The organism is Streptomyces sp. NPDC002698 (assembly GCF_042888945.1).
Classification (GTDB): domain Bacteria; phylum Actinomycetota; class Actinomycetes; order Streptomycetales; family Streptomycetaceae; genus Streptomyces.
The window spans coordinates 61789-84108 of record NZ_JBIAQM010000003.1; the positions used below are offsets into that span (position 1 = coordinate 61789).

A 22320-nucleotide genomic window follows, 5' to 3' on the forward strand; every position below is an offset into this window, starting at 1 on the left:
CCCACCACACGGGCAGCGGGAGGGTTGCCCACGCCGAGCGGTTGTACTCCGCCGGGTCCTCGCTCTCCCGCAGCCGGATGAACTCCTCCACGGAGGTGATCTCAGGGAAACGGTCCGTCATGGCACCCAGTAAGCCACGATCTCTAGGTCAGACCTCAAGCATCACCTGATGCCGAATCGTCAAGCATCATCCGAGACAAGACACTCTGGGTTGTCAGTGTGTGCAGTTACGGTGCGGCTCCCGAGGTGATCGAAGGAGCGTTCGTGTCTGCTGAGAGGCTGTTGGCGCCGCTGCTCAGTCTTGTGCCATCGGTGCATGGGGCGGACGAGGAAGTGGACTGGCGTGCAGTCCATGAGGCGCTCGGTGTGCGTCTGCCGAGCGACTACACGGCCTTCATGTCCGTCTACGGCGCGGGTGGCCTCGGAGACCTCAACATCCTGGGGCCGCTGCCTGTTGAGGGTCCGCAATGGGACCCCGGCAACATCCTCGAGTTCGCGCCTGAGTTCCGGGACCTGTGGAACAGCGAGGGTGGCGTTCCCGGCATCGTCGCAGACGGAGGATCGGTCCTGCCCTGGGGTTCCGGTTGCAATGCCAACGAGCTGGGGTGGCTCATGCTCGACCCGGATCCGGAGAAGTGGCCCGTGGTGGTTTGGCGTCGGCAAATCAGCTACGGCGACTCGCGATGGAAGCTCTTCGACTGCGGCATGGTCGAGTTCCTGGTCAGAATGATGCGCGCCCGATTCGATGAGTGTCCTCTTGGCGATGCCTCTCTGTGGGGCAAAACCGCTCCCTTTGTGCATTGGCGCGAGGAGCAGCGGCGTTGGCTTGCGGGGCTCGACCCGGAGACGGGCGAGCCGGACCCCATCATTCAAGACTTCCTGCAATGGCCGGCGCCCTGACTCAGCCGGTCACATGGGGCTTGAAGTCGTCTACGCAGGCTGGGAGTTCGACGCCCTGTCAGTGGGCGAGCGGCGCGAAGAGGACTGGGCGGATCGTCCAGGTGATGCGTGTGCCGACGTGGGTCACTGAGACTGTGCAGAGCTCCATGCGCGCGAGGGGGCTCTCCGGGTCCGGATACGTCCCTCGTACAGCCACGCCCACGCTTCGTCCGATGCGTCGGCGTCGAGCGCCGGGGAAATAGTGCGGAGAGCGACCGCGACCCATCGGTCGGCCTGTGTGCCGTATAGGCGTCGAAGGATGCTCGGAGCTCCGGCGGTTCACCTTCGTCAGGGGCCTCCGGCCTGGGGCTCCGCCGCTGTCGTCCGTGGCTCGTCCGTGACTGTCGGTCGCCAGCGGTCCGGCGGGCCGGCGAGGAACGGACAACGCCGTGGGAGAAGCCCCGGAATCTCCTCTTCCCTCGCACAACCATTCCGGCGGTTCCGTGGTCACACCCGTGTCATAGGCATCCGAAGCATGCCGCGCCCGGCGCCCTCCAGCCTCCGGTGACGCGCGGCCTCCCACGGCTCATGGGGGTTTGAACCACCTTGCGCAACCGCAGGATCTCCACCGCGACGGCACTCGCCGTCCTCTTCAGTTCCGCGGCGCTGACGGGCCTCGGGTCCACGGCCGCCCACGCCGACGGCAACGCCGTCCTGCCCGTCGCCTCCGTCGCCGACGTCGTCGTGGACAGCGTGCACCGGCACGTCTTCGTCAGCGACCGGACCGGCGGCAAGGTCGTCGCCACCGACTACAGCGGCAACGTCGTCGGGACGTTCGGATCGCTGCCGGGGGCCGACGGCCTGGAGCTCTCGGCGGACTCGCAGACGCTGTACGTGGCCGTCCCGGGCAGCGACGAGATCGCGGCCATCGACACGGCCGGCCTCACCGAGTCCGCGCGCTACTCGACCGGCACCGCCGACGCCCCGACGACGCTCGCCCGCGCCGGCGGGAAGCTGTGGTTCGGCTACGGCACGGCGGCGAGCGGGAACATCGGCTCCCTCGACCTCTCGGGCCCGGACGCCGTCCTCGCCGTGGCCCAGGACAGCCGCACCCGCTGGTACTACGCGCCCCGGCTGGCGTCCAACCCGGCCGCGCCCGGTGTGCTGGCCGCGGGCGTCCCAGGCCTCAGCCCCTCCGCCGTGGCGACCTATGACGTCTCCGGCCCGGACGCTCCCAGGCTCATGGCCCAGGGCCAGGCCGGCAGCAACCTGCGCGACCTCGCGGTGACCCCCGACGGCGACCAGGTCGTCACGGCCAGCGGCTCGCCCTACAAGCACCAGGTCCTGTCCACCAGCGACCTGAAGGAAGTCGGCAGCTACCCGACCGACCCCTACCCGAACGCCGTCGACATCGCCGCGGACGGCACCGTCGCCGCGGGCATCGACGGCATGTACGAGCCGGACGTCTACATATTCGAGCCCGGTACCACCGAGCCGGTCCGGAAGTACGAGTTCGCCGACACCGGTTCCGGCACCCTGGTCCCGGACGGACTGGCGTGGGAGCCGGACGGCGACCACCTCTTCGCGGTCACCGAAAGCGGCAACACGTACCGTCTCAACACCCTGAACGCGCCGACCAAGGCCGTCACCACGGTGACGGTGAGCGCGCCTTCCTCGGTGGTCCCCGGCAAGTCGCTGACGGTCACCGGGAAGATCAGCGGCGGCGATCCACTGCCGGCCGGGACGTCGCTGACGGTCACCCGCACCGACACGGAGTCGCCGTCGGGCAAGGAGCTCGCCCCGGTCACCACCGCCGAGGACGGAACCTTCTCCTTCACCGACACCCCGGCCGTCGAGGGCAACGCGAAGTACACCGTCTCCTACGCGGGCGACACCGGCCACGCCCCGACCTCCACCACACGCACCGTGACCGTCTCCCGCAGCACCACCACAGTCACGGTGAGCGCGCCTTCCTCGGTGGTTCCCGGCAAGTCGCTGACGGTCACCGGGAAGATCAGCGGTGGCGATCCGCTGCCGGCCGGGACATCGCTGACGGTCACCCGCACCGACACGGAGTCGCCGTCGGGCAAGACGCTCGCCCCGGTCACCACCGCCGAGGACGGAACCTTCTCCTTCACCGACACCCCGGCCGTCGAGGGCAACGCGAAGTACACCGTCTCCTACGCGGGCGACACCGGCCACGCCCCGACCTCCGCCACACGCACCGTGACCGTCTCCCGCAGCACCACCACAGTCACGGTGAGCGCGCCCGCAACGGCCACGCGCGCCAAGTCGCTGACCGTCACCGGCAAGGTCGCCGGTGCCGAGGCGCTGCCGGCCGGCACGGTACTCACCGTCAAGCGCACGGACCTGGAGTCGCCCTCCGGCAAGACGCTCGCCTCGGTGAAGACCAAGGCGGACGGCACCTTCTCCTTCACCGACACCCCGCCGGCCGGCGGCGACGTGAAGTACGCCGTCTCCTACGCGGGCGACGCGACCCACACCGCGGCTTCGGGCTCCGACACGGTGGCCGTCTCCCGGACCGCCACCACGCTGAGCCTGAACAACAACGGCACGGTGTACTCGTACGACAAGGACGTCACCTTCACCACGCACCTGGGCACCACCTACAAGAACCGCACGGTGGAGATCTGGGCCAACCCCTACGGCTCGGACAAGCCCAACGTCCTGGTGAAGAAGGCGACCGTCAACTCCAGCGGAAACGTCTCCGCTGTGGTGGACATGAAGCGGGACACCACAGTCACCGCGGTCTTCGCCGGTGACGCCCGCACGGCCCCGAAGTCGGTCAAGGTCACCGCGTACGCCAAGGCGAGTGTCTCCACCTCTCTGGCGAAGTACTACAAGACGGCCAAGGTCAGCGCGAACTCCCCGACGTACTACTGGTACCGCAAGAACACCGGCCCGCTGTTCACCACCGCGATGAACTACTACTCGGGCCGCCACTACCGGCTGGACCTCGACGTCTACGTCAATGGCCAGTGGCTCCGCGGTTACGAGGAGTACTTCGAGCTGGGCGCCAGCGGCAAGAGCGTCATGGACCTCGGCGCCTCCGACGAGGCGGGCCTGCGCGTCCGGGTCCGGTCGGCCTACATCAACGACTCCTCCGGCGACGACGTCAACTCCACCGCCTACAGCTCCTGGAAGTACATGTACTTCACCAACTGACCCGCGTCTCCGGACCGTCGGTCACGCCCACGACGGCCCGGAGACGGCCCGGAGACGGCCCAAGCCGCCCGACACGGCCCTTCATCGACGGGAAACCCGCTGGTGAGGGGCCGTTTCCGGTAGCTGTTTCCGGTAGCTGTTTCCGGTAGCCGTTTCCGATAGCCGGACGTCACCGACCGCCGTCGCCGCACAGGCACGGACGCGCCACCCCGTGTGACCCCCCGCGCCCTCGCCTCGTGCCCGGCCCGCCCGAGGAGGACACTTCTTCTAGGGGCTCATCCAGTCCGCTCTTCCAGGGGCTCAACCAGTCCGCTGAGGGCTTCACCAGGGGGCAGCGCCTTCGGAGGTGATCGCGATGACACAGACGACAGCGATGCAGGCACGGACCACGGTCGGCTGGCATGTCGAGATGGAATTCCAGGAGGACGACCACCGCACCCGCGCGGCCGCCCTGCTGCGGCTCCCCGACGGCAGCGAGGTACGCGCCCACGGATACGCCAGCCGCCACCCCTCCGACTCGAACCAGCCCAGGGTCGGCGAGGAGGTCGCGGGCGCGAGGGCCCTGAACGAGCTCGCCATGCAACTGCTGACCAAGGCCCACGACGAGATCGACGCGGCATCGGGCAGGACGTCCCACACGCTGAGGTGACCGGGGCCCGCCCCTCCGCTCCCCCGGAGCCGTCGGGACTCCCGGAGCCGTCGGGACTCCCGGAGCCGTCGCGCGAGCACGATCCGTCACTAGCCGTTCCGCTCCGTACCCCTGGACCTGCCGGAGTCGTGCGGGGGGGGTGTCCGGGGGTCGTCGCCTGCCCCGAGGCCGACCAGGGCGGACAGCTTAAGGACGTTTCCACGAATCCCGCACAGATTCCGCGCGGCTCCTCCATATACGGTTTCGTGGGCACTACAGTCACCCGCGCACCGATCACCGCGCGGCGCCGGGCACCATGCGGCCGGGTGGGGGTGTCGGCACACCGAGTTGCGTTGTTCTGGGGGGATTCATGCGTGAAATGGTCAAAGGGTCGAATGTTTCGCTCGGCGCTCTGAGCGAGAACATCGACTCGGTGATCGTCAGCCTGGGCTGGGGAAGCTCGACCGGCGAAGGGGACGCCGATGTGTCCGTCCTCCTGCTGGACGCGAACGGCAAGGTCCGCAGCGACGCCGACTTCTGCTTCTACAACAACCCGGTCGCCGCGGACGGAAGCGTGCAGCTTCTGGGCAAGACGCCGACGGCGGACGGCGACGAGGACCGGATCGGCTTCGACCTGACCGCGGTGTCCCCCGAAGTGGATCGCATCGTCCTGGCCGCCAGCCGCTACGAGGGCGCCCGGTTCGGTGAACTGGACCGCGTGAGGCTGGCGTTGGCGGACGGTGGGGGTGAGGAACTCCTCCGCTTCGCCATCGGCGACGCCGACTCGGTGAGCGCGATCATCTTCGGCGAGCTGTACAGGCGGGCCGAGGAGTGGAAGTTCCGCGCCGTCGGCCAGGGTTACGACACGGGTCTCGCCGGTCTGGCCGCGGACTTCGGGGTCGACATCGACGACGACGCGGCGGCCGAGGCGGCACTGGACGCGGCGGCCGACGACGATCAGCCGGACACGACGGCGGAGGCACCGGAGCCGGTATCGCCGTCGGCGGCGGCTTCGGTATCAGCGTCGGCGTCGGCGTCGGCCGGCGAACCCGAGCCGCGAGAAGCGCCGGCGGCGATCCCCTCCCCCCGCCGGCCGGAAGGCGAGACCCTGCCGACGAAGGCGGCGGCGCGGCCTCGTACGGCCAAGAAGAAGGTCACCCTGCCCAAGGCGGCCAAGAGGACGCTGGCCGAGAACGAGTCGTGGAGGGACGCGCGGCTCTTCCCGGCGTCGGCGCTCAAGAGCGACCGGGAGCGCGAGACGCGTGCGACGTCGGTGCTGCTGTCCGTGATGGCTCAGGTGCCGGAATTCGGCAGGAGACTCACCGCCGCCTTCGGAGCGCCGGCCGGCCGCATGGAGACCTTCACCGAGGTCACCCTGCCGCACGGCGACACCCCCCGTCGCCCCGACGGAGTGATCCGGGTCGAACGGGCCGGCAAGCTGTGGACGGCACTGGTCGAGACGAAGACCAACGGCAGCGCGCTCAAGGCCGAGCAGGTCCAGGCGTACATGGACATCGCCGCGCGCCGTGGCTACGAGGCCGTGATCACCCTGTCGAACGACGTCGCGCTGGAGGGCAGCCCGCTCGTCGAGGTCAAGATCGACAAGAGGCGCAAGCACAAGGTGGCCCTGTGGCACCTGTCGTGGGCGGAAGTCGCCCATCAGGCGCAGCTGTTGATCCGGCACGAGGGCGTCGGCAACGCGGCGCACGCCTGGCTCCTCCAGGAACTGCTGCACTACCTGCGGCACGAGAACTCCGGCTGCCACGGTTTCCAGAACATGGGGCCGGCCTGGGTGCCGGTACGCAACGGGCTCGACGACGAGACCCTGTGCCAGGGAGACTCGCGCGCGCTGGAGGTCGTCGAGAGCTGGGAACGCCTCGTACGCCAGGTCTGCCTGCGGCTGGGCGGCGAACTGGGCCAGAAGGTACTGCCCGTCCAGCGCACCGGACGCGGAACCGATCCGAAGGCGCTGCGCGGTCTTCTCGCGGACCGGCTCTGCCGCGACGGGCGGCTTCAGGCGGAGCTGCGCATCGAGGGGACACCCGGCGTCCTGGCGATCAACGCGGACCTGCGTACGGGCAAGCTCCGCACCTCGATCGAGATCCCGGCACCCGAGCAGGGCTACCCGTTGTCGTGGGCGAAGCGGCTGGTCCGGCGGCTGGCCGAGGCGCCGGCGGATCTTCACGTCGAGACCCTCGTCGAAGGGGAGGCGTCCGGCCCCCGGGGAACGCTCGAACGCCTCCGCCCCGAGCCGGCCGACATGCTGCCCAAGGAGCCCGCCTCCCGGATCACCGGGTTCCGGCTGTCCCTCCTCAAGAGCATGGGAAGCACGCGCGGGAACGCGGAGTCGGGCTTCATCCGCAGCGTCGACGACGCGGTACACCGCTTCTACACCGGGGTGGTGGTCCACCTGGACGGCACGACATCTCGCCGGACGCCTTCCAAGGACGGCGCGACGACGGGCTGAGCCCGGCGACCGGACGGGGCGGACCGGCGACGGAGGCACACGCGCCCGCTGCCGCCCGGGTGAACCGGCCAGGCATGTCCGGGACGGGAAGGGGGCCCGGCCGGGAGAACACGGCCGGGCCCCCTTCCCGTCCGCATCCACGACGCCGAGGACGACCGGCTCCTGTGCGACGACGTCCACGATCCGAACGCCGAAAACTTCGCCACGTATTCGACGCGGCCACCCGCGAGAACCCGGTGACAGCCGGACGGCCCCGGACCTTCCCCTTGATCATCAGAGAGGCGTTCGGGGCTTCGCCGTATCGAGTGAGACCTGTCTTGACCAGCAAAAAGCCCTCCCCAAAGGGAGGGCGGAGACTGGCGCCCCCGGCAGGACTCGAACCTGCGGCCAAGCGCTTAGAAGGCGCCTGCTCTATCCACTGAGCTACGGGGGCCGGGTGTGTCGGCCTGTGTCCTGGTGCCCGGGTGTGGGCGGATCCGTGACCTTGCCGGGGACAAGGATAGGGCTCCCGCATCCCTGCCCCTCATACTGCGCCTCCGTGGCTCGATGTGGAGGTTCAGTGAAGCGGTCCTGATAATCGCAGGCGGGTACGAATCGTGCACCGCTTTTGGCGTCTCGCGCATCGGGTGTTGTGCACTCGTTATGCCTGCGCCCCAGTCATCCCTTCCGCCCCGTCTGTCCTGTCGGCGCGCAGGCATACCCATATGCTTCAGAAAGACTCCAAAATTGGGCATTCTTCGCATGTGGTGACCTTGGACGTACGGCCTCAACTGCTCGACGCACTTTCCGCCCTGCGCGACCGTGTCGCCGCCGCACGCTTTCCGCTGCCCCTGGCAGGGGCTCCACGAGCGCGTGCCAACCGCGACGAACTGCTCGCACAGCTCGACGACTATTTGGTGCCCCGGTTGAGGGAACCCGAAGCACCCCTTCTCGCCGTCATCGGAGGGTCCACCGGTGCCGGCAAGTCCACCCTCGTCAACTCCCTTGTGGGGCGCCGGGTCAGCGAAGCGGGCGTACTGCGCCCGACGACCCGTACCCCGGTGCTGGTGTGCCATCCGGAGGACCATCACTGGTTCAGCGGCATGCGTGTACTGCCCCAGCTCACGCGCGTGTGGATGCCCCACCGGGAACCCGGCGACGATCTGCCCGCCGACGCCGAACGCGGGGAGCGGGTGCTGCGTATCGAGACCGCCGACACGCTCCCCCGCGGCCTCGCCCTCCTCGACGCGCCCGACGTCGACTCCCTGGTGGCCGAAAATCGGGTGCTGGCCGCCGAACTGATCTGCGCGGCCGACATCTGGGTGATGGTCACGACGGCCGCGCGGTACGCCGACGCGGTGCCGTGGCATCTGCTGCGTACCGCCAAGGAGCAGAAGGCGACCCTGGTGACGGTCCTGGACCGGGTGCCGCACCAGGTGGTGTCCGAGGTCGCGCGGCAGTACGGCGCGCTGCTCGCCAAGGCGGGACTCGGTGAGGCGCCCCGCTTCACCGTGCCCGAACTGCCCGAGTCCGCCTGGGGCGGCGGCCTGCTGCCCGCCACGGCCGTCGCACCGCTGCGTACGTGGCTCACGTACCAGGCCCAGGACCCGGGAGCCCGCCACGGGGCCATGGCCCGTACGGCCCATGGCGTCCTCGACTCCCTGAAGGCGCGGATGCCGGAACTGGCCAGTGCCACCGCCGCGCAGTACGCCGCGGCGACACGGCTCACCGCGGCCGTCGACGGGGCGTACGACAGCGAGCACACGCGCGCTAAGGGGCGTCTGCAGGCCGGGGCCGTGCTCTCCGGGGACGCTCTCAAGCGCTGGCGCGCCTATCCCCTCGACTGCACCGCCGAGGAATTGCTGGACGCGCTCGTGGAAAGCCTGTCCGCCCTGCTGCTGTGCTCCGTCGCGGCCGCCGACGAACGCGTGGACGACGCCTGGCGCCGTGAACCGGCCTCGGGAGCTCCGGGGCTGACGGACCGTGATCCGGCGCTGGAGAGCGCGGAGCACCGGATCGGCCTGGCCGTACGACGCTGGCGACGCGTCCTGGAGGAGTACGCCGAGGACGAGGTGCGCGACCTCGACAAGAGTGTCGCGCCGGACTCCGCGGTGGTGGCCGCGCTGGTCGCCACCGCGCTCCTGGGCGGCCGCAGGGCGCGCAGCGCGGGCGAGGGACTGGCCGAGCGGATCGGGGCCCACGGCGCGCTGCGGCTGCGCGACAAGGGCGGCCGACTGCTCACCGACCTCATCGACAGGGCCCTCCAGACCGAACGCGAGCGCCGGCTCGCCCCCCTCGAAGCGCTCGACGTCCATCCGGAACCCCAGGCCGAGCTCATCGCCGCGCTGTCCGTACTGCAGAAGGAGAGGTGACCGCGGTGACTGCCGTCACTGACCGCACGGATCAAGCCGACCGTCCCGGAGACGGACGTCCCGAGGACAGTCGTCCGGAGAACGACCGTCCCGCGGAGGACCGCCCCGAGGACGGCGTCGGCGAAAACGCCCCCTCACCAGCAGACTCCCCTTCCCGAGCGGGCGCCTCGGGCGGCGAACGCACCGACCTCGACGGCCGCGACGACCGCGACGGGGCGACCGGGGGCTCCAGGGGTACTCAGGAAAGCCGCCCGGACGACGGTCGGGCCGGTGCGGCACGTTCCGGGGCACGGCCCCTGGAGGGCACCAGGGAGGCCGGAGGGGGTGATGAGGGGGCCGACGGCGGCAAGGCGGCGCGGAGCGACGGTACGGCCGGACGGGGAGGCTCCCGGGACGCGTCCGGAACGGAGTCCCGCGCGCGTGGGGAGGACGACGACCCGGCGCACGCGGAGGACGGCCCGGTCTGGGACGACGGCCTCATCGCGCGACGCGTGACCGAGGCGGCCCCGGCCCGGTACCAGGCATCGCCGGCGGAGACCAAGGCCGCCGTTCCGTCGATGCCCGCGCCTCTCGCGTACGACGGGCCGCTGCGCTCGCGCCTGGACGCGCTCCGTGAACTGGTCGGCCTCTCCCGCGCCCGGCTCGACAGCGGAACGCTCGCCGAGGCGGGCCGGGTCCTGGACGAGGCGGCGGCCCGCCGCAGGCTCTCCGGGGAACACACCGTCGTCGCGATCGCCGGAGCCACGGGCAGCGGCAAGTCGCAGCTCTTCAACGCGCTCGCGGGCGTGGCGATCTCGGAGACCGGCGTACGCAGGCCGACCACCTCGGCCCCCATCGCCTGCACCTGGAGCGACGGCGCGGCCACCCTGATCGACCGGCTCGGCATCCCGGGGCGGCTGCGCAGACGACCGTTGCAGAGCGCGGAGGCGGAGGCCCAGCTGCGCGGCCTGGTCCTGGTGGACCTGCCCGACCACGACTCGGCGGCCGTCCAGCACCGCGAGCAGGTGGACCGGGTTCTCAAGCTGGTCGACGCGGTCATCTGGGTGGTGGATCCGGAGAAGTACGCGGACGCCGTCCTCCATGAGCGCTATCTGCGGCCGCTGGCCGGGTACGCGGAGGTCACCTTCGTGGTCCTGAACCAGGTGGACCGGCTCCCCGGCGAGGCCGCCGATCAGGTGCTCGACGATCTGCGGCGGCTGCTCGACGAGGACGGCATCGCGCTCGGCGAGTACGGCGAGCCGGGCGCCACCGTCCTCTCGCTGTCCGCCCTCACCGGGGCCGGGGTCCCCGAACTGCGTGAGTGTCTCGGCCAGTTCGTGGCGGAACGCGGAGCCGCCGCACGACGGATCTCCGCCGATCTCGACGCGGCCGCCGCACGGCTGCGGCCCGTCTACGCGACGGGACGGCGGGTCGGGCTCAGCGAGGAGGCGCGGGACGAGTTCGCGGACCGGCTCGCGGACGCGGTCGGCGCCGTGGCGGCCGGCGAGGCCGCCGAACGGTCCTGGCGGCGCAACGCCAACCGCGCCTGCGGCACTCCCTGGCTGCGGCTGTGGCGCTGGTATCTGGAGCGGCGCGAACCTCCGACCGGGCGTCTGCCCGTGCGCGCTCCGGCGGACGAGGAGGCCACCGCCCGCCAGCGCGTCGAACAGGCGGTGCGGACGGTGGCCGACCGGGCCGCGTACGGACTTCCCGCGCCCTGGGCGCTGGCGGTGCGCGAGGCGGCCGTACGGGGCGCGCAGGGGCTGCCCGAGGCGCTGGACGACATGGCGGCGCGCGCGGCGGCACCGGCGGGACGGCCGCCGAGGCCCGGCTGGTGGCCCGTCGCGGTGCTGGCGCAGGCCGCGATGACGATCGTCCAGGTCATCGGCGGGCTCTGGCTGGTGGGCCAGATCGTCGGGGTCATGTCTCCGAACCTCGGGGTTCCGGTGCTGCTGATGGTGTCCGGCATCGTCGGCGGCCCGGCCGTCGAGTGGGCCGGCAGGATGGCGGCCCGCGGGCCGGCGCGGCGCTACGGCCTGGAAGCGGAGAGACGGTTGCGCGAGGCGGCCGCCGGTTGCGGAAGGGCCCGGGTGCTGGATCCCGTGGCGGCGGAGTTGCTGCGGTACCGCGAGGTGCGGGAGCAGTACGGGCGGGTCATGGGGACGGCGACGGCGGGTACCCCGGTCGGGTGACGCGGTTTTCCACAACCGTCCCTCGGCCCACAGCGCCCAGCGGGCCCGGCCGGGCGGAGGCAGTCTGATCCCGCGGCGATCGCAGCGCATGCGTTCGCCGCGGCAGACGCATCCGCACGGGAGGGATTCACGATGAACGAGACGATGGTGTGCGCGGTGGGCAACGTGGCGACACGGCCCGTGTACCGGGAACTGGCGAACGGCGCGTCGGCGCGGTTCCGGCTGGCGGTGACCTCGCGGTACTGGGACCGCGAGAAGAACGGGTGGACGGACGGGCACACCAACTTCTTCACGGTGTGGGCCAATCGCGCGCTCGCCACGAACGTGGGAGCCTCGGTGTCGGTGGGGGATCCCGTCATCGTGCAGGGCAGGCTGAAGGTGCGCACCGAGACCCGCGACGGACAGAGCTGGACGTCGGCGGACATCGACGCGGTGGCGATCGGCCACGACCTCTCCCGCGGTACGTCGGCCTTCCGGCGTCCGTCCAAGGAGGGCGAGCCGGCTGCGGCACAGCGCCCCGAGCCCAGTTGGGAGTCGGTCCCGGACGCCCCGCCGGAGGGCGTGTCCCCATCGCGTCCGGAACCGGCCGGGGTGACGTGATGTCAGCGAGGGCCACGATCTGACCGAACTGCGGCCTATCGACAAATACATGACGAACAATCCTTGTGGATTTGTCGATAGGCGCAGCTCACGAAGTGATCGCGATAACGATTCCGAGTCAGATCGGTTATCGGACGACAGGACCGGGGGGAGCGATGCGGCGCTTCTTTAGGATGCCGAACACAGCTCTCGGGGCTTCTGATTCTGCTGGCGGGACCGTCCCCCATGTCAAAGGGTCCTGCGCGAAGGGGAATTCTGTGTCATCTGCGTTCTCGGTGTTGTCCGCGCGCGGACGAGGGGCAGCCCGTCTCGCCGCGGCGGCCCTGGTGTGGGGGCTCGCCGCAACGGGAACGATCGCCGCAGCCGGTACGGCCGTCGCGGAGGAGATCCCGCAGGGCCAGGGCGGAGCGACCGCCACCATAGGGGACCTGAAGACGTACGGGTCGGCGGTCATTCACGAGAACGGCGAGGACTCCTGGGTCTCGGCCGGCCTGTTCGAGATGTCCGTCGAGAACGGCGGCATGCTGCAGACCTACGGCATCGACCTCCACAACCCGACCCAGCGGGACGCCAGATACCAGGAGACCCCCTGGAGCGGCACATCACTGAGCGGCAACAAGGACGCGGGCCGGATCCGCTGGATCCTCGAGAACTCCTACCCGCAGGTGAACGACCTGGCGGCGCTCGCCGGGAAGGCCGGTGTCACCGGTCTCACCGAGCAGGACGCGGCGGCAGGCACCCAGGTGGCGATCTGGCGGTACTCGGACGGCGCCGACGTGGACGCCGCGGACCCGCAGGCGGAGAAGCTCGCGGACTACCTGCAGAAGAACGCGCGGGACCTGGCGGAGCCCGAGGCCTCGCTGACGCTCACCCCCGCCGCGGTGTCCGGCCACCCCGGTGAGCGGCTCGGCCCGGTCACGGTGCACACCAACGCGGGCAGCGTGACGGTGACACCGCCGACGGACATCGCCGCCGGCGGAGTGAAGGTCGTCGACCAGGACGGCAGGGCGATCACCTCCGCGACGAACGGGAGCCGGCTCTTCTTCGACGTGCCGAAGGACGGCGCGGACGGTTCCACCTCCCTCACCGTGCAGGCCTCGACGACGGTGCCGGTCGGCCGCGCCTTCACCTCGGAGACCCGCAGCCAGACGCAGATCCTCGCCGGCTCCAGCGAGTCCACCGTCTCCGCGACGGCGAGCGCGAAATGGGCGGCGAAGGGGGCGATACCCGCCCTGTCCGCCCAGAAGAACTGCTCGAAGGGCGGTGTGGACATCACGGCCGCGAACAAGGGCGACGCGGCGTTCACGTTCGAGCTGATGGGCGTCGAGCACACCATCGCGGCGGGCATGTCCGAGACGCTCACCATTCCGCTGCAGGAGGACCAGGCGTACGACTTCACGATCGGCGCCACCGACGGCGGCGGGCAGCGGTTCAAGGGCATTCTGGACTGCAGGACCCAGGGCGGTACGAGCGACATCTCGGCCCAGACCCTCAGCGAGCCGAGCCCGGCGTCGGTGGGAGGCGCCGGCGGGGGCACCGACCTCGCCGAGACCGGCGGCTCCGGACTGACTCCGGTCATCGCGGGCGCGGCCATCGCCCTCGTCGTGATCGGCGGCGCCGTGGTGGTCCTCGTCGGCAGGAAGCAGACACCGCCGCAGGTCTGACGTCCCGGCACCTGGACCGGGACCGCGGTGATCAGCCGTCCCGCCGACGGGAGCCGACGGGACGGCGGCCGCACCGAGGAAGCGGCGTCAGTACGGGCTAGGGCTGGGCCTTCCGGATGCGTACGACGGCGAAGGCCGCCGCGAGCAGACCGAGAACGCCGACGATCAGACCCGCTGTGCCCAGGGCGCGCGCCGTGGAGTCACTGCTCTTGTCGCTCGCGGTCGATTCGGCGGCGGCCGAGGACGAAGAGGAGGACGACGAGGACGAGTCGGATCCGGAGGCCCCTGTCCCGGCCGAAGCGGGCTTCTCCGCCGCGCCCTCGGCGGTGAGGGCGAGCACCGGAGCCGGGCTCTCCGGCTCCTCCTCGCCCTTCTGCGGCTGCTCGATCCAGCGGACCACCTTGCCGTCCGAGTAGGTCTGGAGCGTCTTGAAGGTCAACTGGTCGACGTCGTCCGGGAGCTGGCCGAAGGCGACCTGGAAGTCCTGGAACTCGCCGTGGCGGATCCGGCCACCGGTCCAGGTGATCTCGGAGACCGTGTCGGTGATCGTGCCGTCGTCCGTCTTGACGGGCTTCTTCAGCTTGACGGTCGTCGCCCTGGCGGTCCAGCCCGCCTGCGGGGTGACAAGGACACCCAGGACCGGGTGATCGGTGGGCAGGAAGATCTGCACCTTGGTGGTGCTGGCGGTGTCCTCCTCGTTGGGGACACGGAAGCTCAGGAGGCCGTCCGTGGCTCCCTTGGCGTAGCTCTCGGGGTGGACCGTCACGTGCGCGAAGGCCGCGCCCGCGGCGGTCAGGACGCCGGCGGCGGCGAGGGCGGCGACGGTGCCGGTGCGGCGCAGGGTGGTGCTGATCGGGGACATCCGGGGAACTCCGTACTGAAGGGAAACGTGGTCAGGGCGTGTGAGCGAGCCCTGCCGGCGGTCCCCGGCGCGAGACGGCGTGACGCAGCAGCGGCCGGCCGAGCGGCCACGGCTCGGCGGCCTTCCGGCGCACGACATCTCCGTACGGCCGTACCGGAGACAGTCCCGTCCTCGTCCTCCACCATGCGGCGAGCCCCGGGACGAACGTCACGGCCCGGCGCAGCAGGGACCACAGGGCGGCCTCGCCGCGCCGCAGCCACCACGTCGCCAGCAGGGCGGCGGCGACATGCGCGGCCGTGGCGTGCGGGGTCAGGGCGTGTGCGGCCGGGTGCGCCATGTGCATCCCGTGCATGTTCATCGCCGTGCGCGGCCGGGCGGCCTCGAAGCCGAGGTGGAGTCCGGCCTGCGCGACCAGCATGGCGCCGCCTATCCCGGACAGGGACCGTTCGCGGCCGCCCAGCACGCAGCCGGTGGCGAAGACGGCCAGCAGTCCGGCGCCCTCCGCCCACAGCGGGGGCACCTGCCCGGTGGCGAGCGCGTGCCCCCCGGCGGCCAGCAGCACGCACAGGACGGCGAACACCGCGGCGCGCAGACTCCGTACCGCCGGCGACGCATTCATAGTGCCCAGATACTGCCATGGGGAGGGAGTGACCGTCGCGGCTTCCCCCCGCGGTCCGCCGTCGTGGTCCGTCCGGCTCCGCGTGCCACGGCTCGGATAGGGTCCGGCTGAGCCTGGGAGGGACCCGACATGCGTCTTCGCTGTGCCGTGCTGGACGACTACCAGAACGTCGCGACCCGGATCACCGACTGGTCGCCCGTCGCGGACACCGTGGAAGTCACGGGTTTCGACCGGCACTTCGGTGACGAGGACGCGCTGGCGGCCGCGCTGGCGGACTTCGACATCGTGATCACACTGCGCGAACGCGTGCCCTTCCCGGCGTCCTTGCTGGCCCGGCTGCCCCGGCTGAAGCTGCTGATCGCCTCCGGGATGCGCAACTCGGTGATCGACTACGCCGCCGCCCAGGCGCACGGGGTGACCGTGTGCGGCACGCCGAGTTCCTCGACGCCGCCGGTCGAGCTGACCTGGGCCCTGCTGCTCGGCCTCGCGCGGGGGATCGTCACGGAGAACAACGCCCTGCGGGAGGGCGGTCCTTGGCAGAGCACCGTCGGCGCCGATCTGCACGGCCGGCGGCTCGGACTGCTCGGGCTGGGCAAGATCGGCGGCCGGGTGGCCCGGGTGGGACTCGCCTTCGGCATGCGGGTCGGCGCGTGGAGCCAGAACCTCACCGCGGAACGGGCCGAGGAGGTGGGGGTGGACCTCGCGGCCTCCAAGGAAGAGCTGCTGGCGGACAGCGACTTCGTCTCCGTCCACCTCGCGCTCGGCGACCGCACCCGGGGGCTCGTCGGCGCCGCCGAACTGGCCCTGCTCAAGCCGACCGCCTACCTCGTCAACACCTCGCGCTCGGCGATCGTCGACCAGGACGCCCTGCTGGCCGCGCTGCACGCGGGGCGGATCGCCGGGGCGGGCGTCGACGTGTTCGACGCCGAACCGCTGCCCGCCGGCCATCCGATGCGCTCGGCCCCTCGCCTGCTCGCCACCCCGCACCTCGGCTATGTGTCGCGGTCCAACTACGAGACGTACTACGGGGCGGCCGTCGAGAACATCCAGGCGTTCCTGGCGGGCACACCCCTGCGCCGCCTCGGCTGACCGCGCCCGCCCGATCACCGGCCCGCCCGATCACCGGTCCGCATGCTCACCGGCCCGGACGAACGGCCGTCCGTCCGGCCCCCGTTCGAACAATGATCCCCTGGTGGAACGCCCGTGACCAGGTGCGGACGGACGCGTTGAACGGGAAGTGCGGTCGCGTCCGAGCCATCGCACTCATCGAGTCGAAGGAGAACGTGATGTCTCGCATCGCGAAGGCCGCCGCAGTCGTCGTTGGCACGGGTGCCGTTGCCCTCAGCGGGGCCGGAATGGCCATGGCTGACGCCGGCGCCCAGGGCGGGGCCGTCGGCTCGCCCGGTGTTCTGTCGGGCAACGTCATCCAGGCCCCGATCCACGTTCCCGTCAACCTGTGCGGCAACACGATCAACGTCATCGGTCTGCTGAACCCGGCCTTCGGCAACACCTGCGTGAACGGTGACGCCGACTTCAAGGAGCACAAGGCGGACAAGAAGCACCACGGGGCCAAGAAGCACCACGGGGCCAAGAAGCACCACGGGGCCAAGAAGCACCACGAGGCCAAGAAGCACCACGAGGCCCGCGGCTACGGCAACTGAGCCCAGCACACCGAGCCAGCACGCGCGAGGCCCCCGGCGGGACGTCACCGCCGGGGGCCTCACCGGTGCCGGTGCCGTGACGCCGGTGCCCGCGCTGTGGCTATGGCTATGGCTATGGCTATGGCTATGGCTATGGCTATGGCTATGGCTATGGCTATGGCTATGCGTACCGGTAGATGTGGCTGTGGTCCTCCATCGATTCCGGCGTCACGCCCCACGGGGGCATCTTCTCGCGCCGGGCGACGATGCGCCGGTACTGGGAGTCACGTGGGCCCGGGGGCCGCTCGGGCAGATAGCGGGCACCCCTGTGCAGCTTCTGCCAGCGGGACCACTGAAGGTCGACGAAGGCGTGGTGCAGCCAGAAGGCGGGGTCGTTGACCGAGGCGCCGCCCAGCATGTGACCGCCGACCCAGCGGTGGACACGGTTGTGGTTCTCCCAGGTGGCGTTCCCCGTCCCGTGTCCCCACCCCTCCAGCCTGTTCCGGAAGCCGCGCGTGGTCGTCGAGTCGTAGGGGGCCGTGTCGTAGACGGGGTCGTTCAGGGCCGTGTTCAGCGCGGCCCGTGTGGGCAGTTGGATCGGCTTGCGCGGGCGGCCGAACTCACGCATGAGGAACGTGCCGTCGGTCACCCCTTCCTTGATCGTCCACTTGCCCTGCGCGTAGGCGAAGGGTCCGGTCATGACCTGCCGGTCGGAACGCCGCCCGTCGCCGCCGAGCAGGTCCTTGGTCCACGGGGCGGAGGTCGGCGTGCGGTCCCGCGTCCAGTCCCAGTACGGCACGCTCACCCCGGCGTCCACGCGCTGCAGCGCCTGCTCCAGGTCCAGCAGGAAGCACCGGTGCCAGGGCAGGAACGAGGGCGCCATGTGGGCCGCGCGCAGTCCGCCGTCGCCGTCGGAGACGTAGTAGTCGATGTGCCTGCGGACGAACTCGTCGTATTCTCCGCGGCGTTTGACCTCCAGCATCGCGGTGACGAAACGGCGCCGCTCCGCGCTCGTGAGGGTGCTGACGTTCTTACGCGTGTACACCATGGCGGTGACCGCTCCCCTCCGTACCGTTCATCCCTGTGCCGGTCCCCCGCCCGCCCACGCCGGCCGCCATGCCGTCCATGCCGTCCATGCGCCTGAGCTGCTCGGCCGGGCCCAGCTGCTCGACGGCCGCGCGGACCGCCGCCAGCGGTGTCGGATACGACTCGTAGTGGTCCACCATGCTGAGATAGCTGCCGTCCGCCCGGCGCATCAGATGGAGCGGCCGGCCGTCCACCGTGACCTGCCACTCGCCGCCCGCGAACGCGGCCCTGCCGTCCGAGCGGCTCTGCGTGCCGAGGATGTGCCGGCCGCGGTACACCTCGTCGAAGGAGAGGTCCCGGGGATGGCGGCGCGGCGGCCGTGAGGCCGCGACGACGGGGGCCAGCGCCACGCCGACGGCCGACAGGAGCAGTCCCCGCATCGCACCGCGCCGGGTCAGCGCCAGCCCGCCCGCCACACGTTCCGTCCCACGACCGCGCGCCGGGGCGCCCGGCGCCGGGCCGCCACCCCGCCCACGCCTCGGTACTCTGCCCGGCATCCAGCTGGCGAACATGCTTCTCTCCTCGGCGAATTGATGCTGTTTCGGTCGTTTTCGGGAAGGCCGGCGGCGGCGAGGTCCGGCGGACGACGACGGGGCGGACGTCGCCTCTCGGGGCACTAGGCCCCGGACCCCGTCTCCAGGTCCGACGTCGGGACGGTCCTCACCAGCGGTGCGAACACCGCGGCCTGGGGCCGCTTCGGTCCGGGAAGGCCGAGGTGGTCGGGGTCCGGTGCGCCGAGCGGGCCGTCCAGGCTCACTCCGGGGGGCGGCGTCCGCAGACCGGCCGCCGACGCGGCGAGAATCCCTCGTGCGGTCGGCTTCATCTCAGGTGCGGTCCCTTTCAGGATTCGGGGCTCGGCGTCCGTATCACGTAACGATTCCGGGAACGTCATCAGCTCAAGATTCCCCAGACGGACTCATTAGTCGTCCGATAGGGAGATCTCAGCTCGTCCAGAAATCCCACCAGCGGGTGAGGATCAGCATTCCGATGACGCCGATGTGCAGCGCCGGAACGACCCAGGTGAACTCCGCGAGAAATACCTTCAGCCATTCCGGGGCGGGTAGAAACGCGTTCCGCACATTGAAGGATGTGACGTACCAGAACATGATGATCGTGGCGGCCCACGCCAGACAGCACCACAGACACAGCGCGTTGATCCGGTAGAACGACTGGAACTGGAGCCAGCTGCAGAATCCGACTCCGAACAACATCCCCGCGTTGAAGGTCAGCCAGTACCACCGCGGGAATCCCGCACCGGTCAGCAGACTCACGCCGACACAGATCACCACGCTGTACGCCACCAGGCCCAGCATCGGGTTGGGGAAGCCGAAGGCCGACGCCTGCCCGCTCTTCATGACGCTGCCGCACGAGACCACCGGGTTCAGGCTGCACCCCGGAACGAAGTTCGGGTTCTCCAGCAGCTTGAACTTGTCGATCGTGATGATCCACGCGGCGAGAAGACCGGCCGCCCCGGTGATCACCAGCAGCACGGCCAGGGCACGGCTGCTGCCGACGGTGTGGCCGCGCGGACCGTTGCCGCCGCTCGTCCCCGATCCCGCGGCGGCCGCCATCAGCCGCGCAGCCTGCGCGCGGGCAGCAGCACGTGGGAGGCGCTGAGGAGAGTCTCCTCGTCGCCCGCGAAGGCCGTCAGGTCCTCGGGCGCGACGGGCTCGCCGGGCCGGGCCACGGGCCAGGCACGGGTGGCGAACAGGAAGTAGGCGTAGCCGCGTTCCCCGACCGCCTCGAGCCACTCCGGCGGCGCCACGCACCGGGCGTTGAGGTACGGCATGCTGACGACGGCCTGGCCTGCCTCGACGAGCAGGGTGAGCGGCAGGCTCGGCTGCCCGGATCCGTCGATGAGCTTGTCGCCCACGGGCAGTCCGTTGTCGATGAGCAGCTGCCGGATGGCCGCGGCGGAGCCCTCGGGGCCTCCTTCACCGTCTCCCAGCGAGTAGGCGAGGAGATAGGGCATGTCGCCGTCGGGGGCCTCTCCGCTGAATGCCATGACGGCGAGCGTGCCGAGATCGGCGCTCCGAAGTGAGCGCTTTTCGCTTGAGGTTGAGGTCACCGCGGAACCTTATCGATGCGCCCGTTCGGGTTCTGACCCGATATCACCCGACCGGGGGATGCCAGGAAGTGCGACCACACGAACGAGGTACGCGGCTCGAACAGCGCGAAGGACCGATTCCGCGTTTGGGGAATCGGCCCTTCTCACCACATCGGCCGCGCGATGTCAGTGGTTGAGGCAGGCGTTGCCGAAAGTCGGGTTCAGCAGGGCGATGACGTTCACGGTGTTGCCGCAGACATTGACCGGAACGTGAACGGGAACCTGGACGACATTGCCCGACAGAACGCCCGGGGAATTGACCGCGGCACCTTTGGCCCCGGAGTCCGCGGCGGCGCTTCCCGCGGCGGCACCCGCGGCCATTCCGGCGGTGGCGAAAATAAGAGCGGCCTTCTTGGCGGTGTTCATTGTGAGCCCTTTCATCGGAGATTTTCTCCAGAGCCTAGGGAAATGCCCGCGGGCATTGGGGAAAGACACGCACGCAAGGGATACGACTAACCCCGGGGAGGAAGTCCGCCGAGGAGCTGCGCGGGGGAGGCGGTCGTGTTCAGCGTCTTCGCCGCGCCGTTCACGCCGCTCAGCGCGGAGTCCTTGTTCTCGGTGTCGAGCGCGTTCGACTGGTGCTGGAGAGGAAGGACGTCCTGCGCGTCGAGCGAACGCTGGCTGGTGACGGTCTCCAGGGCGCCGTTGAGGCTGGAGGGCGCGAATCCGGAGGCTCCGGCGGCGAACGCGGGCGCGGCGGCGCCGGCGACGACCAGGGACCCGGCGACCACCGCGGCGGCCTTGAGAGACTTCATCGTGTTCCTTTCTTCGGCGACGGATGTCACCGGAGGGAATTCCTGTGCGCTGCCTAACGAGCCCCGAACGCAACGGAAACTCCGCGTGCGGAGAATTCCTGTGCCCCGCCGGGAGCCCGGGGGCGTCACGCCGGACGGCACGGCCCGTGCCGGGCTCTCGCGCGAACGGCCGGCGCCGGGCGTGCCCACGCGGACCGGCCGCCCTCCGTTTCGGGAGGACGGCCGGCCGGAAGGGTCCGCGACGGCGTCAGTCGTTGACGCAGGTGTTCCCGACCGCGGGGTTCAGCAGGCCGATGACGTTCACGGTGTTGCCGCAGACGTTGACCGGAACGTGAACGGGAGCCTGGACGACATTGCCCGACAGGACGCCCGGGGAGTGGGCGGCCGCGCCGTGCGCGCCGCTGTCGGCGGCGGCGATGCCGGCGGTGCCGGCCACGGCGGCGGCGGCAACGGAGGTCAGGGCCAGGCCCTTCGCGATACGCGACATGGGGAAGTGCTCCTTGGAAATCGACACAACATCCGGGCGGAATGCCCGGCTCTGGTGCAACGCGTGAGGCTCACGCGGGTTGTGCCTCCAAAGGGGTGATGTCTCGGACGACCGGACCTCATGATTCCGACACACATCACAGCTTTCGATGACAAAGGGGGACACCGGCTAGAGTCGGGCTCTCCGAGGACGGCTGGAAGCGGGCGTCCAGGGGCGCCGGGGGCTCGCGGGGAGTCGACGCGCGCATGCCCGATTCATCCGATTCTCGGATTTCCGCCCGTCTTCTCGTCCAGAACCTTTCCCCGAAAGGGCACCGCCGGTCATGCGTACTTCCCCGGGCCTGCTGCCGCGCCGTGCGATCGTGGGCGGCTCCGCCCCCGCCGCCTTCCGGACACCCGGCGGCCCCGCGTCCGCGGAGCCGCCCGCCGACAGACCGCCCGCCGCGCGGGCACAGACGCTCCCGTCCACCCGGCGGTACCGCGCGCTCCGGCACGGCGGAATCGTACGGCCCGCCAACTCCTCGACGAGCTGCCGGAGTTCGGCGAAGGCGGCGCTGGGCGACGCGGCCGACCCCCGCGACGACGTGCCGAATTCCACGATCGGCGGGACCGGACCCGACACCCCGAGGCGGGTGCCCTCGTACGCGAACGCCCCCGGTCACGACTCGGACGCCCTCGAAGTCGGCGAGGGGATCCGCGGCGGGGGTGACCAGTTGGCCTTCCGGATCGTTTCGCAGCGGGACGCGGCCTGGATCGGAGCACTGTTCGCCGCCGTCGACGCGAAGCAGTGACGCGCGCCCCGGTGCGCCGCCCGTGAGC

Annotated in this window: 21 protein-coding genes, 1 tRNA gene and 1 pseudogene; 11 read left to right on the forward strand and 12 right to left on the reverse strand. The window is 70.7% G+C overall.

Translation table 11 applies throughout. The features are described 5' to 3' along the window. Positions 1-264: 264 nt before the first annotated feature. Positions 265-900 carry a hypothetical protein gene (locus ACFYW9_RS05050; RefSeq protein WP_389144959.1) on the forward strand — a complete coding sequence of 212 codons (636 nt, stop codon included), beginning with the start codon at positions 265-267 and terminating at the stop codon, positions 898-900. Positions 901-958: 58 nt separating this feature from the next. Here the strand turns inward: ACFYW9_RS05050 and ACFYW9_RS05055 are convergent. Continuing rightward, positions 959-1220: pseudogene (locus tag ACFYW9_RS05055) on the reverse strand (hypothetical protein); the annotation flags it as partial. 265 nt (positions 1221-1485) lie between these two features. On the opposite strand from ACFYW9_RS05055, the gene ACFYW9_RS05060 reads away from it, so the two are divergent. From ACFYW9_RS05060 to ACFYW9_RS05070, 3 genes are all read left to right on the forward strand, one after another. Further along, entirely contained in the window at positions 1486-4065 is a 2580-nt protein-coding gene (locus ACFYW9_RS05060) for a YncE family protein (protein ID WP_389144962.1), read from the forward strand. 355 nt (positions 4066-4420) lie between these two features. After that, a complete protein-coding gene (locus ACFYW9_RS05065; RefSeq protein ID WP_351862912.1) occupies positions 4421-4714 on the forward strand; it encodes a DUF1876 domain-containing protein in 294 nt (97 codons plus the stop codon). 349 nt (positions 4715-5063) lie between these two features. Then, positions 5064-7160 (forward strand): TerD family protein, encoded by a 2097-nt coding sequence (locus tag ACFYW9_RS05070; protein WP_389144966.1) that lies wholly within the window; start codon positions 5064-5066, stop codon positions 7158-7160. A gap of 357 nt (positions 7161-7517) precedes the next feature. Here the strand turns inward: ACFYW9_RS05070 and ACFYW9_RS05075 are convergent. Then, positions 7518-7593: transfer RNA gene (locus ACFYW9_RS05075), tRNA-Arg, on the reverse strand. Positions 7594-7864: 271 nt separating this feature from the next. Here ACFYW9_RS05075 and ACFYW9_RS05080 point away from each other — a divergent pair. The 4 genes from ACFYW9_RS05080 to ACFYW9_RS05095 all read left to right on the forward strand — a co-directional run bounded on the left by ACFYW9_RS05080 (position 7865) and on the right by ACFYW9_RS05095 (position 13946). Next, complete coding sequence (locus tag ACFYW9_RS05080; RefSeq protein ID WP_389144969.1) at positions 7865-9511, forward strand: dynamin family protein; 1647 nt, start codon at positions 7865-7867, stop codon at positions 9509-9511. A gap of 5 nt (positions 9512-9516) precedes the next feature. After that, positions 9517-11682: a GTPase gene (locus tag ACFYW9_RS05085; RefSeq protein ID WP_389144972.1), complete on the forward strand. Its 2166-nt coding sequence runs from the start codon at positions 9517-9519 to the stop codon at positions 11680-11682. Between the two features lie 132 nt (positions 11683-11814). Beyond that, positions 11815-12282 (forward strand): single-stranded DNA-binding protein, encoded by a 468-nt coding sequence (locus ACFYW9_RS05090; RefSeq protein WP_328452328.1) that lies wholly within the window; start codon positions 11815-11817, stop codon positions 12280-12282. 257 nt (positions 12283-12539) lie between these two features. Next, positions 12540-13946, forward strand: coding sequence for a TQXA domain-containing protein (locus ACFYW9_RS05095; protein WP_389144976.1), 1407 nt, complete (start codon positions 12540-12542; stop codon positions 13944-13946). 97 nt (positions 13947-14043) lie between these two features. Here ACFYW9_RS05095 and ACFYW9_RS05100 read toward each other — a convergent pair whose 3' ends face one another. Beyond that, on the reverse strand, positions 14044-14808 hold the full coding sequence (locus tag ACFYW9_RS05100; RefSeq protein ID WP_389144979.1) for a YcnI family protein: 765 nt from the start codon (positions 14806-14808) through the stop codon (positions 14044-14046). Between the two features lie 31 nt (positions 14809-14839). Beyond that, positions 14840-15427, reverse strand: coding sequence for a hypothetical protein (locus ACFYW9_RS05105; protein ID WP_351862887.1), 588 nt, complete (start codon positions 15425-15427; stop codon positions 14840-14842). Between the two features lie 129 nt (positions 15428-15556). On the opposite strand from ACFYW9_RS05105, the gene ACFYW9_RS05110 reads away from it, so the two are divergent. Then, positions 15557-16516 carry a D-2-hydroxyacid dehydrogenase family protein gene (locus ACFYW9_RS05110; RefSeq protein WP_351862886.1) on the forward strand — a complete coding sequence of 320 codons (960 nt, stop codon included), beginning with the start codon at positions 15557-15559 and terminating at the stop codon, positions 16514-16516. 197 nt (positions 16517-16713) lie between these two features. Further along, entirely contained in the window at positions 16714-17088 is a 375-nt protein-coding gene (locus ACFYW9_RS05115; RefSeq protein WP_389144984.1) for a chaplin, read from the forward strand. Between the two features lie 160 nt (positions 17089-17248). Here ACFYW9_RS05115 and ACFYW9_RS05120 read toward each other — a convergent pair whose 3' ends face one another. The 8 genes from ACFYW9_RS05120 to chpG form a co-directional block, all read right to left on the reverse strand. After that, positions 17249-18115 carry a tyrosinase family protein gene (locus ACFYW9_RS05120; RefSeq protein ID WP_389144987.1) on the reverse strand — a complete coding sequence of 289 codons (867 nt, stop codon included), beginning with the start codon at positions 18113-18115 and terminating at the stop codon, positions 17249-17251. Further along, positions 18099-18650 carry a tyrosinase family oxidase copper chaperone gene (locus ACFYW9_RS05125; RefSeq protein WP_389145755.1) on the reverse strand — a complete coding sequence of 184 codons (552 nt, stop codon included), beginning with the start codon at positions 18648-18650 and terminating at the stop codon, positions 18099-18101. The genes ACFYW9_RS05120 and ACFYW9_RS05125 overlap by 17 nt, the downstream gene beginning before the upstream one ends. 119 nt (positions 18651-18769) lie before the next feature. Then, entirely contained in the window at positions 18770-18976 is a 207-nt protein-coding gene (locus tag ACFYW9_RS05130; RefSeq protein WP_389144990.1) for a hypothetical protein, read from the reverse strand. Positions 18977-19094: 118 nt separating this feature from the next. Then, a complete protein-coding gene (locus tag ACFYW9_RS05135) occupies positions 19095-19724 on the reverse strand; it encodes a vitamin K epoxide reductase family protein (protein WP_389144993.1) in 630 nt (209 codons plus the stop codon). Further along, positions 19724-20221 carry a DUF5949 family protein gene (locus ACFYW9_RS05140; protein ID WP_351862881.1) on the reverse strand — a complete coding sequence of 166 codons (498 nt, stop codon included), beginning with the start codon at positions 20219-20221 and terminating at the stop codon, positions 19724-19726. The genes ACFYW9_RS05135 and ACFYW9_RS05140 overlap by 1 nt, the downstream gene beginning before the upstream one ends. 165 nt (positions 20222-20386) lie before the next feature. Next, positions 20387-20626 carry a chaplin gene (locus tag ACFYW9_RS05145; RefSeq protein WP_389145758.1) on the reverse strand — a complete coding sequence of 80 codons (240 nt, stop codon included), beginning with the start codon at positions 20624-20626 and terminating at the stop codon, positions 20387-20389. Positions 20627-20712: 86 nt separating this feature from the next. Further along, complete coding sequence (locus ACFYW9_RS05150) at positions 20713-21015, reverse strand: hypothetical protein (protein WP_389144997.1); 303 nt, start codon at positions 21013-21015, stop codon at positions 20713-20715. A gap of 247 nt (positions 21016-21262) precedes the next feature. Continuing rightward, the gene (chpG, locus tag ACFYW9_RS05155; protein ID WP_351862879.1) at positions 21263-21502 is read right to left on the reverse strand and encodes a chaplin ChpG; all 240 of its coding nucleotides are present in this window, start codon (positions 21500-21502) and stop codon (positions 21263-21265) included. Positions 21503-21824: 322 nt separating this feature from the next. On the opposite strand from chpG, the gene ACFYW9_RS05160 reads away from it, so the two are divergent. Further along, complete coding sequence (locus tag ACFYW9_RS05160; protein WP_389145000.1) at positions 21825-22292, forward strand: hypothetical protein; 468 nt, start codon at positions 21825-21827, stop codon at positions 22290-22292. Positions 22293-22320 lie beyond the last annotated feature (28 nt).

Excerpts from the sequence above, each read along its gene's own strand:
- ACFYW9_RS05080 (WP_389144969.1), top strand. The coding sequence starts at position 7,865 with ATGCTTCAGAAAGACTCCAAAATTGGGCATTCTTCGCATGTGGTGACC.
- ACFYW9_RS05130 (WP_389144990.1), bottom strand. The coding sequence starts at position 18,976 with ATGAAGCCGACCGCACGAGGGATTCTCGCCGCGTCGGCGGCCGGTCTG.
- ACFYW9_RS05135 (WP_389144993.1), bottom strand. The coding sequence starts at position 19,724 with ATGGCGGCCGCCGCGGGATCGGGGACGAGCGGCGGCAACGGTCCGCGC.
- ACFYW9_RS05125 (WP_389145755.1), bottom strand. The coding sequence starts at position 18,650 with ATGCCGGGCAGAGTACCGAGGCGTGGGCGGGGTGGCGGCCCGGCGCCG.
- ACFYW9_RS05120 (WP_389144987.1), bottom strand. The coding sequence starts at position 18,115 with ATGGTGTACACGCGTAAGAACGTCAGCACCCTCACGAGCGCGGAGCGG.
- ACFYW9_RS05070 (WP_389144966.1), top strand. The coding sequence starts at position 5,064 with ATGCGTGAAATGGTCAAAGGGTCGAATGTTTCGCTCGGCGCTCTGAGC.
- chpG (WP_351862879.1), bottom strand. The coding sequence starts at position 21,502 with ATGTCGCGTATCGCGAAGGGCCTGGCCCTGACCTCCGTTGCCGCCGCC.
- ACFYW9_RS05100 (WP_389144979.1), bottom strand. The coding sequence starts at position 14,808 with ATGTCCCCGATCAGCACCACCCTGCGCCGCACCGGCACCGTCGCCGCC.
- ACFYW9_RS05145 (WP_389145758.1), bottom strand. The coding sequence starts at position 20,626 with ATGAACACCGCCAAGAAGGCCGCTCTTATTTTCGCCACCGCCGGAATG.
- ACFYW9_RS05110 (WP_351862886.1), top strand. The coding sequence starts at position 15,557 with ATGCGTCTTCGCTGTGCCGTGCTGGACGACTACCAGAACGTCGCGACC.
- ACFYW9_RS05115 (WP_389144984.1), top strand. The coding sequence starts at position 16,714 with ATGTCTCGCATCGCGAAGGCCGCCGCAGTCGTCGTTGGCACGGGTGCC.
- ACFYW9_RS05160 (WP_389145000.1), top strand. The coding sequence starts at position 21,825 with ATGCGTACTTCCCCGGGCCTGCTGCCGCGCCGTGCGATCGTGGGCGGC.
- ACFYW9_RS05065 (WP_351862912.1), top strand. The coding sequence starts at position 4,421 with ATGACACAGACGACAGCGATGCAGGCACGGACCACGGTCGGCTGGCAT.
- ACFYW9_RS05105 (WP_351862887.1), bottom strand. The coding sequence starts at position 15,427 with ATGAATGCGTCGCCGGCGGTACGGAGTCTGCGCGCCGCGGTGTTCGCC.
- ACFYW9_RS05150 (WP_389144997.1), bottom strand. The coding sequence starts at position 21,015 with ATGAAGTCTCTCAAGGCCGCCGCGGTGGTCGCCGGGTCCCTGGTCGTC.
- ACFYW9_RS05090 (WP_328452328.1), top strand. The coding sequence starts at position 11,815 with ATGAACGAGACGATGGTGTGCGCGGTGGGCAACGTGGCGACACGGCCC.